Source organism: Pseudomonas sp. FG43 (assembly GCF_057809175.1).
The window spans coordinates 531457-543917 of sequence record NZ_JBMDJL010000001.1 but is presented as its reverse complement, the minus strand read 5'-3'; the positions used below and the strand labels follow the sequence as shown (position 1 = coordinate 543917).

The following is a 12461-nucleotide window of genomic DNA, read 5'->3' as shown; positions in this document are numbered from 1 at the left end:
AAGTGAGAAACAGAACCGCCCTCATTTGGGCGGTTTTTCGCTTCTGATAACCCTTTTTTCGCCGCTTTTTATCGGATTATTGCGTTTTTGGAAGTGACCTGACAGTCAGCTTGGTTCAAACTATGGCCTTTCAGCAGGGAGATCTGGTGCGATGCAAGGCCATCCAGAAGTAATCGATTATCTGAACACGTTGCTCACTGGCGAACTGGCTGCTCGTGACCAATATTTCATCCATTCGCGTATGTACGAAGACTGGGGTTTCGCCAAGCTCTACGAACGCATAAATCATGAAATGGAAGAAGAAGCGCAACACGCCGATGCGCTGATCCGCCGTATCCTGATGCTCGAAGGCACGCCGCGCATGCGCCCGGATGATCTGGATATCGGTACCACGGTGCCTGAAATGCTCGCCAGCGACCTGCGTCTTGAATACAAGGTGCGCGCTGCGCTGTGTAAAGGCATCGAGCTGTGCGAACTGCACAAGGATTACATCAGTCGCGACATCCTGCGCCTGCAACTGGCTGACACTGAAGAAGATCACACCTACTGGCTGGAGCAGCAGACCGGTCTGATCAAAGCTATCGGCCTGGAAAACTACCTGCAATCGCAGTTCTGATTTCCCCCCGTATAGCAAAAAGCCCCTGCACACTGACGTGGCAGGGGCTTTTTCATTTTGCGTTTCTAGACAATCGACTGACTCAAGCACGGTCCCTGATCAGCAGAGGCTTGAGATAGTGTCCGGTATAGGACTGCTCCATCTCTGCCACTTCTTCCGGCGTGCCGGTGGCGATAATCTGTCCGCCTCTTGAACCACCTTCCGGCCCGAGATCCACCAGCCAGTCGGCGGTCTTGATGACGTCCAGGTTGTGCTCAATCACTACCACTGTGTTGCCGTGATCGCGCAGGCGATGCAAGACATCAAGCAATTGCTGAATATCGGCAAAGTGCAGACCGGTGGTAGGTTCGTCGAGGATATACAGCGTCTTGCCGGTATCACGCTTGGAGAGCTCGCGAGACAGCTTTACCCGTTGTGCCTCACCGCCTGACAAGGTTGTCGCCGACTGCCCCAGCTTGATGTAGGAAAGCCCCACATCCATCAGCGTTTGCAGCTTGCGCGCCAGGGCCGGAACGGCATCGAAGAAGACACGGGCCTCTTCAATGGTCATTTCCAGCACCTCATGGATGCTCTTGCCCTTGTACTTGATCTCCAGCGTTTCGCGGTTGTAGCGCTTGCTCTTGCACACGTCGCAAGGGACATAAATGTCCGGCAGGAAGTGCATCTCGACCTTGATCAGGCCGTCACCCTGGCAAGCCTCGCAGCGCCCGCCCTTGACGTTGAACGAGAAGCGCCCAGGACCATAACCGCGAGACCGAGATTCCGGCACACCAGCAAACAGCTCACGAATAGGCGTGAACAGTCCGGTGTAGGTCGCCGGGTTCGAGCGAGGTGTACGGCCGATCGGGCTCTGGTCGATGTCCACGACCTTGTCCAGATGCTGCAAGCCATTGATGCTGTCGTGGGTTGCGGCTTCCAGAGTTGTTGCGCCGTTGAGCGCTGTGGCGCTGAGCGGGAACAGAGTGTTGTTGATCAGTGTCGACTTGCCTGAGCCGGAAACACCGGTCACGCAGGTCAGCAAACCAATCGGGATATCCAGGTTCACATTGCGCAGGTTGTTGCCGCGCGCGCCCTTGAGCGTAAGCGACAGCTTCTTGTTACGTGGCGTGCGCTTGGCCGGTACTTCAATCTTGACCCGGCCTGACAGGTACTTGCCTGTCAACGAGTCAGGATGGCTCATCACCTCGTCAGGTGTACCTTCAGCGACAATATTGCCGCCGTGTACGCCAGCGCCCGGGCCGATGTCCACGACATAGTCAGCAAGGCGAATAGCATCTTCATCATGCTCGACCACGATCACGGTATTGCCGATATCGCGCAGGTGCTTGAGTGTGCCCAGCAAGCGGTCGTTATCGCGTTGATGCAGACCAATCGACGGCTCGTCGAGGATGTACATCACCCCCACCAGGCCAGCACCGATCTGGCTCGCCAGGCGAATACGCTGCGCTTCACCACCCGACAGGGTATCGGCGCTGCGATCCAGCGTCAGGTAATCCAGGCCGACGTTGACCAGGAACTGCAAGCGCTCGCGGATCTCCTTGAGAATCTTGTCGGCGATTTCGCCACGGCGTCCGGTCAGCTTCAGGCCACTGAAATAGTCGGTGGCATCGCCAATCGGCAGGTTGGTGACCGCTGGCAGGGTTTTCTCGCCGACCCAGACGTGACGAGCCTCGCGACGCAAACGAGTGCCACGGCAATCCGGGCAAGGCTGAGTGCCGAGGAACTTGGCCAGCTCTTCACGGACGGTTGCCGACTCGGTTTCCCGGTAGCGTCGCTCAAGGTTCGGCACGATGCCTTCAAATGGATGCGCACGTTTGACGATATCGCCGCGATCATTCAGATAACGGAAGTCGACATTCTGTGTGCCGCTACCGTTAAGCAGGATTTTCTGCGTTTCGGGAGCCAGCTCCTTGAACGGCACTTCCAGGCTGAAGTCGTAGTGCTTGGACAGCGAGCCCAGCATCTGGAAGTAATAGACGTTACGCCTGTCCCATCCGCGTATCGCTCCCTCTGCCAGCGTCAGCTCGGCATTGACCAGTCGCTTCACATCGAAGTACTGCTTCACGCCCAGCCCGTCACAGGTCGGGCACGCACCGGCCGGGTTGTTGAAGGAGAACAACTTGGGTTCCAGCTCGCTGATGGCATGGCCGCAGATCGGGCAGGCAAAGCGCGCAGAGAAGATGATTTCTTCGCCTGGCTCATCATCCATCGGCGCGACCAGCGCGATGCCGTCGGCCAGCTTCAATGCGGTCTCGAACGACTCGGCCAGGCGCTGCTGCAAGTCCGGGCGAACCTTGAAACGGTCTACCACCACGTCGATGGAGTGCTTCTTTTGTTTGTCCAGCTTGGGCAGTTCGTCGAGTTCAAACAGCTTGCCGTTGACGCGAGCCCGGACGAAGCCCTGAGCGCGCAGTTCCTCGAATACCGAAAGATGCTCGCCCTTGCGCTCGCGAATGACCGGTGCCAGCAGCATCAATTTGCTGCCTTCGGGCTGCGCCAGAACCAGATCGACCATCTGGCTGACGGTCTGGGCTTCCAGCGGAATATCGTGATCCGGGCAGCGTGGTTGACCGACCCGCGCGTACAGCAGACGCAGGTAGTCGTAAATCTCGGTAATGGTGCCGACGGTCGAACGCGGGTTATGGGAGGTGGATTTCTGCTCGATGGAAATCGCAGGCGACAGGCCTTCGATAGTATCGACGTCCGGTTTTTCCATCATCGAAAGAAATTGACGGGCGTAGGCAGAAAGAGACTCGACATAACGTCGCTGGCCTTCGGCATACAACGTATCGAACGCCAGCGATGACTTGCCGGAACCGGACAACCCGGTAATAACGATCAGTTTGTCGCGCGGAAGGGTCAGGTCAATGTTTTTCAGGTTGTGGGTTCGTGCCCCACGTATCAGGATCTTGTCCACTGCGGCCTCGCTTGGCGGGCATAAACATCGGAGTATACGGCTGCATGCCATTACGCGGCAAAGCGTCGCGTATCTCTCGTGTATGTGCTGTACCTCGATGGGACTGGTAGAATCGCCGCCGGTTCACACGAGGTTTTTCCATGCACGATCCCTACAGCGAACGGATGAGTAGCGGCGAGACACGCGCAGCAGGCGGTCTGGCCCTGGTGTTCGCTTTCCGAATGCTTGGCATGTTCATGGTTCTGCCGGTCCTGGCAACATACGGTATGGACCTGGCGGGCGCGAGTCCGGCCCTGATTGGTCTGGCCATCGGGGCCTATGGACTGACGCAGGCCGTGTTGCAGATTCCGTTCGGCGTCATCTCCGACCGGATCGGGCGACGTCCCGTGATTTATCTGGGGCTGATCGTCTTTGCACTTGGCAGCCTGGTGGCCGCCAATGCCGACACGATCTGGGGCGTTATTCTCGGGCGCGTCCTGCAAGGTGCCGGCGCGATATCCGCGGCCGTCATGGCCTTGCTGTCAGACCTGACCCGCGAGCAGCACCGCACCAAGGCCATGGCCATGATCGGCATGACCATCGGTCTGTCGTTCGCCATCGCCATGGTGGTGGGGCCTTTGCTGACGGGGGCTTTTGGCCTGTCAGGACTGTTTCTGGCTACGGGTGGCATGGCGCTGCTGGGAATACTGATCGTGGCGTTCGTCGTCCCGAAAGCCAATGGTCCGTTATTGCACCGTGAGTCGGGCGTCGCTAAACAGGCATTGGGAGCGACCCTGCGTCATCCGGATCTGCTGCGTCTGGATTTGGGTATCTTCGTGTTGCACGCGATGCTGATGTCCAGTTTCGTCGCATTACCGCTGGCGCTGGTGGAAAAGGCCGGTTTGCCCAAGGAGCAGCACTGGTGGGTCTACCTCACGGCACTGTTGATCTCCTTCTTTGCGATGATCCCGTTCATCATCTACGGAGAAAAAAAGCGTCAGATGAAGCGCGTGTTGCTCGGCGCCGTCACAGTTCTGATGCTCTCTGAGCTATCCTTCTGGGCATTCGGCGACACGCTGCGGGCGCTGGTGATCGGGACAGTGGTATTCTTTACCGCGTTCAACCTGCTGGAAGCGTCCTTGCCGTCCCTGATCAGCAAAGTATCGCCGGCGGGCGGAAAAGGCACGGCGATGGGAGTTTATTCAACCAGCCAGTTCCTTGGTTCGGCTGCAGGTGGGATACTCGGCGGCTGGTTGTTCCAGCATGGTGGCCTCGACGTGGTTTTCCTGGGAGGCGCTGGCATGGCCGCCATCTGGCTTGCCTTTGCAGTAACCATGCGTGAACCGCCGTACGTGACGAGCCTGCGCCTGCCGTTGTCGGCCGAGGCCCAGCGTGAAGCAGGCCTGGTAGAGCGTTTAATGTCCGTAGCAGGCGTGACGGATGCAGTGGTGGTGGCTGAAGAGGCCGCCATCTATATCAAACTCGATACAAAATTATTGGATCGTGCGTCTCTGGAAAAGCTGGTCAACCCGGCCCCTGAAGCGTGCGAAGCCTAGGAGAACGTTATGGCCCGTGGGGTTAACAAAGTCATATTGGTCGGTACATGCGGCCAGGATCCCGAAGTTCGCTACTTGCCTAACGGTAACGCCGTGACCAACCTGAGTCTGGCAACCAGCGAACAATGGACTGACAAGCAGACCGGTCAGAAAGTCGAAAAGACCGAATGGCACCGTGTTTCGATGTTCGGCAAGGTCGCCGAAATCGCTGGCGAATACCTGCGCAAGGGTTCCCAGGTCTACATCGAAGGCAAGCTGCAGACCCGTGAGTGGGAAAAAGACGGCATCAAGCGCTACACCACCGAAATCGTCGTCGACATGCAAGGCACCATGCAACTGCTGGGCGGCCGTCCACAAGGCGATGCCCAACAAGGTCAAGGCGGTGGCAACTACGGCAACTCCGCGCCACGCCCACAGCAGTCGCGCCCGCAATCGGCTCCGCCACAGCAGTCGTATTCGCAACAGCCACAACGCGAATCCCGCCCGGCTCCGCAACAGCAAGCACCACAGCCGGCTGCTGATTTCGACAGCTTTGATGATGATATTCCGTTCTGAGTATTCAGCCTTTTCAGAACCGCGCTAATTGAAAAGCGAAGCCCTTGCCGGCTTCGCTTTTTTATTGCCCGCAGATTCCAGTTTCTCCCACACCCTTCTCAGCTTTGATAAATTCCCACCCCACAAACCCTACCGCTCCAGACCCCGGAACCATCATGGCGAAAAAAGCAGGCAAGTCGTCCGAGGCAGCGGATTCATCGCTGTCCAAAAAGGCATCGAGCCTCACTCTGATTGACGTGGCGAAGGTGGCGGGTGTTTCGCCCATCACGGTTTCCCGGGCCTTGCATCGTCCTGATGTGGTCAGCAAGGAGGCGCGGGAGAAGGTGCTTGAGGCGGTGCGCAAGACGGGTTATGTGCCGAATATGCTGGCCGGTGGGCTCGCCAGTAACAAGAGCCGGCTGGTGGCGATTTTCCTGCCGACCATCGCCAACTCCATTTTTGCCGATACCGTCCAGGCGCTGATGGACCGTTTGGCCGAAGCTGGTTATCAGACGCTTCTGGGGCTCACCGGTTATTCGGCCGAGCAGGAAGAGAAATTGCTTGAGGCCGTATTGGGGCGGCGTCCTGATGGCATCGTGTTGACGGGGACTTTGCACACCGAGTCCAGTCGCCTGCGGCTGGCGCAGGCGGGGATTCCTGTCGTCGAGGCCTGGGACTTGAGTGATGACCCGCTCGATATGCTGGTGGGGTTTTCCCATGAGGGCGTCGGCCAGGCCACTGCCCGGCATCTGCTTGCCAAGGGTTACAAGCGTTTTGCTGTGGTGACCATCAGCGACCCTCGCGGCCTGCGTCGCAGCGACAGCCTGGTCGCCGAACTGAACCGGCACGGGATGAATAATGTGCCCATGCAAGTGCTGACGCCGCCCGCGACGCTGGAAACCGGGCGGGAAGGGCTGCGGCAGTTACTGGAAAGCTCTGAAACGCCGGATGTGGTGGTGTGCAGTTCCGATACCGTGGCTCAAGGTGTTCTGGCCGAAGCTGCCAGTCGAGGGCTGCGAGTGCCGGAGGACCTGGCGGTCATGGGCTTCGGGGATCTGAGCAGTGCCGCTCAGGTTTATCCGGCGCTTTCGACGGTGCGGGTCGATGGCAAGCACATTGGCGATCAGGTCGCGCAGGCGTTGCTGGATCGTTTCAACTACCCGGCTTCAAGCGCTGATCCAGTGCGGATAGATACGGGATTCACCTTGGTCGATCGCCAAAGTACCTGAGTTCCTTTTCTCGTCAGTCACTGTACGAGTCGTTGAATGATTGCGCAATCAGTGTAGTATCGGCTTCACGGTCACCGGCGTAGTCCCGCGGTGGCTTTTTTTTGAGTGCGAATGATTGCGCAATCATTTTGCCGTCTGGACAGCCAAGGAGAAGAGCCTGATGCATGCACAACAACAAAACCTCAAGTCTTCCGATGATGACCGGATTGCCTACGTCAAGGTGTCCTCGGTATTCCTGCCGCTGGCCAACCCGATCAGCGATGCCAAGGTGCTGACCGGTCGGCAAAAGCCGATGACCGAAATCGCCATTCTGTTCGCCGAAATCGAAACGGTAGACGGCCATCGTGGCCTGGGCTTCAGCTATTCCAAGCGCGCCGGTGGGCCGGGGCAGTTTGCCCATGCGAAGGAAATTGCCCCGGCTTTGATTGGCGAAAATCCCAGTGACATTGCCAGGCTGTGGACAAAACTCTGCTGGGCTGGTGCTTCGGTCGGGCGCAGCGGCATGTCGACCCAGGCCATCGGTGCTTTCGACGTCGCGCTCTGGGATCTCAAGGCCAAGCGCGCGAACTTGTCTCTGGCACGGCTGCTCGGCGCTCAGCGTGATTCGGTGCGTTGCTACAACACCTCGGGCGGCTTTCTGCATACCCCGCTGGAGCAGTTGATGAAGAACACCGACTTGTCCCGCGAGAAGGGCATCGGCGGTATCAAGTTGAAAGTCGGACAGCCGGATTGCGCCCTCGATATTCATCGTGTCAGCACCGTTCGCAAGCACCTTGGGGATAACTTCCCGTTGATGGTCGATGCCAACCAGCAATGGGACCGTCCGACCGCTCAACGCATGTGCCGTCGTTTCGAGGAGTTCAACCTGATCTGGATCGAAGAGCCGCTGGATTGCTACGACGCCGAAGGCCATGCCGCGCTGGCGCAGCAGTTCGACACGCCGATTGCGACCGGGGAGATGCTCACCAGCGTTGCCGAGCACGCCGAGTTCATCAAGTTGCGCGGTGCTGATTTCCTTATGCCGGATGCGCCGCGAGTGGGTGGTATTACGCCTTACCTGAAAGTTGCAGCCATGGCCGAGCAGGCAGGTGTGATGCTGGCACCGCACTTCGCCATGGAGCTTCACGTTCATCTGGCCGCGACTTATCCGACAGAACCTTGGGTCGAGCACTTCGAGTGGCTGGAGCCGCTGTTCAACGAGCGTCTGGAAACCCGCGATGGCCGTATGCTGGTGCCAACCCGCCCAGGCCTTGGCCTGTCGTTGAGCGAGCAGGTCAAGCCGTGGACTGCGCAGGTCGCAGAAGTCGGCGCCCGCCCATAAACCTGTTTTGACTGCCCGGCATGCGGCGAATGCCGGGCGGTCTTTTTATCCTCAGTGTGAATGCCGCGGAGCGCCGCCGCTGCGTGCAATCACTTTCATATGCAGGGTGGCCGGTTCCAGACAGCCACCTGTGGATAACTGCCCGACCAGTTGCCGGTAAAGTTCCTGCCATGGCGTCTGTGACGGCGGGATGCTGGGTGTCCAGGCCTGTCGGCGCTGGGCGAGTTCTGCTTCATCCACCAGCAGATTGACCGAGCGAGCATTGAGGTCAACGCGCAGCAAGTCGTTGGTGCGCAGCAGCGCCAGGCCGCCACCTATAGCCGCTTCCGGCGACATATTGAGAATCGACGGGCTGGCCGAGGTCCCGCTCTGGCGACCGTCGCCCAGGCAGGGCAGTGACTCGATACCGCGTTTGATCAGTTCGGCAGGCGGGTCCATGTTGACCACTTCGGCACTGCCGGGATAACCGACAGTGCCAGCGCCTCGAATTACCAGAATGCAGCGTTCATCGATGTCGAGCGCCGGGTCATTGATACGGGCATGGTAATCCTCCGGTCCTTCAAAAACGATGGCGCGGGCTTCAAAGCTGTTTTCGGCACCGGGTTCGGACAGATAGCTTTTGCGGAAGGCCTCGCCTACGACAGACATCTTCATGATGGCGCTGTCGAAGAAGTTGCCGCTGAGCACAATGAAGCCTGCCTTGTGTTTGAGGGGCGCGTCGTAGGGCAGGATCACATCGGTATTACTGGTGAGCGAGTGGCGGACAATGTCGCCCACCGTCTTGCCGCTGACGGTGGCGCAGTCTTCATGCAGGCGTCCGGCTTTTTGTAGCTCGTGCATTACGGCCGGAACGCCACCGGCGTGGTGGAAGCCTTCGCCCAGGTATTTCCCGGCGGGCATGCAGTTGACCAGTAATGGCACATCGACGCCGATGCGCTGCCAGTCGTCCAGGCTCAAGTCGACGCCTATATGGCGAGCGATGGCGATCAGATGGGGCGGGCAATTGCTGGAGGCCCCCAGCGCCGAAGCCACGGCAATCGCATTCTCGAAAGCTTCGCGGGTCATGATCTGCGAGGGGCGCACGTCTTGCAGTACCAGTTCGCAGATACGTTTGCCGGTGGCATAAGCCATTTGCCCGCGCTCGCGATAAGGGGCCGGAATGCTGGCGCAGCCGGGCAGCGACATGCCCAGCGCTTCGGCCAGTGCATTCATGGAAAGCGCAGTGCCCATGGTGTTGCAGTGCCCGACAGAAGGCGACGCTGCCGTGGTCATTTCCATGAAGCCTTCGTAGTCGATTTCTTCGGCGGCCAGCAGTTTGCGGGCGTGCCAGAGCACGGTACCGGAACCGATCAACTCGCCTTTGTGGTGGCCATCGAGCATGGGCCCGCCGGACAGGACGATGGCGGGCAAGTCGGTGGTGGCGGCAGCCATCAGACAGGCCGGAGTGGTCTTGTCACAGCCAGTGGTCAGCACCACGCCATCGAGGGGATAACCGTGCAGGATTTCCACCAGCCCCAGATAGGCCAGGTTGCGGTCCAGAGCTGCTGTTGGTCGACGACTCTGCTCGGCAATCGGATGGACGGGAAACTCCATGGGAATGCCACCTGCATCCCGAATACCAGCCTTGACCCGCTGGGCGAGTTCGATGTGATGGCGGTTGCAGGGCGTCAGGTCGCTGCCGGTCTGGGCGATGCCGATGATCGGGCGGCCGGATTGCAGTTCATCCCGTGTCAGGCCGTAGTTCATGTAGCGTTCGACATAGAGGGCGGTCATGTCGGCGTGATCGGGGTCGTCGAACCATTGCTGGCTGCGTAGAGGGCGTTTCGGGGGCAGGCTCATATTCATTTGTTCTCTTGTTGTCGATTGAGTCTTGAGGGGCTGTCTGTTTCAGCGGGCCAGTAATCCTCGTGCCGAAAGGTTGCGTAGCAGGGCGCCGATACCGAAGGTCCAGGGCGAGGCGATGTCGCTATGAGTGACTTGATTGTGCAGGGCTCCGAGCAACGGGCTGCTGATGCGCACCAGGTCGCCCGTTTTGTGGGTGAACCCCGCACCGGGGTGATCGCGGTCCTCTGTCGGCGCGAACAACGTCCCGAGAAACAGCATGAAACCATCCGGGTATTGATGGTGAGCGTTGAGTGTTTGCCCGACCAGCTCCAGCGGGTCACGGCTGATCTGATTCATGGAACTGGAGCCGTGCAGTAAATAACCTTCCTCACCGCGTACTTGCAGGTCGATGACACAGTTGCGGATATCGTCGAGGCTGAATTGCTCATCGAAGAGCCGGATGAACGGGCCGATGGCGCAGGACGCATTGTTGTCCTTGGCCTTGCCCAGCAACAGCGCGCTGCGACCTTCCACATCCCGCAGGTTGACGTCGTTGCCCAGTGTCGCGCCGTGAACCTGACCATGGCTGTTCACCGCCAGCACCACCTCAGGTTCCGGGTTGTTCCATTGCGAACCGGGATGGATGCCGATCTGGCTGGCGCTACCCACGGCAGCCAGCACCGGGGCCTTGGTGAAAATCTCGGCATCCGGGCCGATACCGACCTCCAGATATTGCGACCACATGCCTTTTTCAATCAGCAGCGCTTTCAGGCGCATGGCCTGCTCGGAGCCGGGTTTGACCGCGCGCAGGTTGTCACCGATCACCTCCCGTACGGTGGCGCGAACCCCTTCGGCCAGGGCCGCGTCACCGCCTGCTTTTTCCTCGATGACTCGTTCGATCATGCTGGCAGCAAAGGTGACGCCCGCCGCCTTGATGACTTGCAGGTCTACCGGTGCCAGCAGGAAAGGCTTTGAGGTATCGGCGTGAGCGCCTGTGTTGGCCAGCAGTTCTTCAACGCTGGCGATGAAGTCGCCAGGGGCGTGGGCAAGCGCTTGCAGAGGCGCGTCCTGCTCAAGCAGGTCACTGAGCGTCGCGAAATGACGGGACAGGTCGAATACTCCGTCAGCCCGCAGAACGATGGGGGAAGGCCCGGCCAAGGGGCCGGGAATCCATGCACGACCGATCAGGGTCGCGGACGGGCTGTCCAGTGGCAGGGTGTTTTCAGGCGTGAGGTTGATCGACATGGCGCAAGCTTCCTGGTCCATAAAAACTGCACGCTAGGTTGGCCTGTGGATAAACTCCAATGGCAAATTCTCACTTATCGATAACCTGGCGTTATTGCCTTGCAGAGGGAAACCCATGTCTGACCTGTCATTCTCCAACTTCTGCAGTTGGCTCAAATTCAGGCACCTTACGCTTATCGATACCTTGGGGCGCACGCAGAACATGCACCTGGCGGCCCAGCAGATGAATCTCAGCCAACCGGCCCTGAGCAAGATGCTCAAGGAACTCGAAAGCCTGTTCGGCTTTGCGATTTTCGAGCGCTTGCCACGTAGCATGGTGCCCACCGCCCTTGGCGTGCAGGTGGTTCGTTATGCTCAACTCGCACTGAACGACGCCAGAACCTTTGTCGAGCAGATCAACAACCTGAGCGCCGGTGGCCATGGTCATCTCAAGGTGGGCGGTATCTTTGCCGCAACGGCAGTGGTGTTGCCCGAAGCCATTGTGCAGATCAAGGAGCGCTGGCCGTTGCTGGCCATTGAGGTGGTCGAGCAGACCAGCGATCACTTGATGGAGATGCTGGAGGAGCGAACGCTGGATCTGGCCATCGGACGCTTTACCGATCAAGGGCAGCAACAGCGCTACGACTTTCAGGCGCTGGCGCCCGAGCCGTTCAGCATTGTGGTCAACAGCAGACACCCGTTGTGCGATGCCGGTCCCATGACCTTGCAGCAACTGGTGGATTGGCCGTGGATGCTTTATCCCAAGGGCACGCCGATTCGCGGTCGCATGGAAGAGGCGTTCGCCACTGCCGGGGTGCAGGTGCCGCGCAACACCATCGAAACCATCTCCATGCAGACCTTTCTGAAGGTGCTGCAGAGCGGCCCGATGATCGGCATGCTGCCTGATGCCATGGTTGCGCCGCATCTGGAAAGCGGGTTGCTCAAGACCCTTGAAACGCAAATGCACCTGACGCCGCAGTACTACGGCATCCTGACCCGCAAGGGCGATCAATTGACGGGGCCGGCTCTGGAGTTCGCCGGCATTCTGCTGGAAAACGCTCGTCTGGCTCAGGAAAAACAGACCTGAATCCTCTGCCATTCCGATAACCAACTGTTATCGCTTAATCCAAAAATGCCATTGGGACTGAATCGATCCCTGGCATAGATTACCCATCAGCTTCTGCACGTGATCGGGTAATCGCCTTCTCCTCCCGACAACGATCCCTTCAATAAAAACAATCAGGCATGTAAACGTGCCAAG

9 protein-coding genes are annotated in these 12461 nt (G+C 59.0%); 6 read left to right on the top strand and 3 right to left on the bottom strand.

Annotation, left to right across the window (positions count from 1 at the left end; genetic code table 11):
• The first annotated feature begins 151 nt into the window (after positions 1–151).
• Positions 152–616, top strand: coding sequence for a bacterioferritin (gene bfr / locus ACODS3_RS02545; protein WP_201007036.1), 465 nt, complete (start codon positions 152–154; stop codon positions 614–616).
• A gap of 82 nt (positions 617–698) precedes the next feature.
• Here bfr and uvrA read toward each other — a convergent pair whose 3' ends face one another.
• A complete protein-coding gene (uvrA, locus tag ACODS3_RS02540; protein WP_201018612.1) occupies positions 699–3533 on the bottom strand; it encodes an excinuclease ABC subunit UvrA in 2835 nt (944 codons plus the stop codon).
• A gap of 140 nt (positions 3534–3673) precedes the next feature.
• Between uvrA and ACODS3_RS02535 the strand changes: the two genes are divergently transcribed.
• The 4 genes from ACODS3_RS02535 to ACODS3_RS02520 all read left to right on the top strand — a co-directional run bounded on the left by ACODS3_RS02535 (position 3674) and on the right by ACODS3_RS02520 (position 8152).
• Entirely contained in the window at positions 3674–5068 is a 1395-nt protein-coding gene (locus ACODS3_RS02535) for an MFS transporter (RefSeq protein WP_201018613.1), read from the top strand.
• 9 nt (positions 5069–5077) lie between these two features.
• On the top strand, positions 5078–5623 hold the full coding sequence (locus ACODS3_RS02530) for a single-stranded DNA-binding protein (protein ID WP_201007019.1): 546 nt from the start codon (positions 5078–5080) through the stop codon (positions 5621–5623).
• Between the two features lie 155 nt (positions 5624–5778).
• Positions 5779–6831: a LacI family DNA-binding transcriptional regulator gene (locus tag ACODS3_RS02525; protein ID WP_489033104.1), complete on the top strand. Its 1053-nt coding sequence runs from the start codon at positions 5779–5781 to the stop codon at positions 6829–6831.
• Between the two features lie 160 nt (positions 6832–6991).
• Positions 6992–8152 (top strand): L-talarate/galactarate dehydratase, encoded by a 1161-nt coding sequence (locus ACODS3_RS02520; protein ID WP_201018618.1) that lies wholly within the window; start codon positions 6992–6994, stop codon positions 8150–8152.
• A 51-nt stretch (positions 8153–8203) separates the two neighbouring features.
• Here ACODS3_RS02520 and ACODS3_RS02515 read toward each other — a convergent pair whose 3' ends face one another.
• Both ACODS3_RS02515 and ACODS3_RS02510 read right to left on the bottom strand, forming a co-directional pair.
• Complete coding sequence (locus ACODS3_RS02515) at positions 8204–9991, bottom strand: IlvD/Edd family dehydratase (RefSeq protein WP_489033102.1); 1788 nt, start codon at positions 9989–9991, stop codon at positions 8204–8206.
• Positions 9992–10039: 48 nt separating this feature from the next.
• Positions 10040–11221, bottom strand: coding sequence for a fumarylacetoacetate hydrolase family protein (locus tag ACODS3_RS02510; protein ID WP_489033100.1), 1182 nt, complete (start codon positions 11219–11221; stop codon positions 10040–10042).
• Positions 11222–11336: 115 nt separating this feature from the next.
• Here ACODS3_RS02510 and ACODS3_RS02505 point away from each other — a divergent pair, with 115 nt between their 5' ends.
• Positions 11337–12287, top strand: a complete 951-nt coding sequence (locus ACODS3_RS02505) for a LysR family transcriptional regulator (RefSeq protein WP_201007014.1) — start codon at positions 11337–11339, stop codon at positions 12285–12287.
• Positions 12288–12461 lie beyond the last annotated feature (174 nt).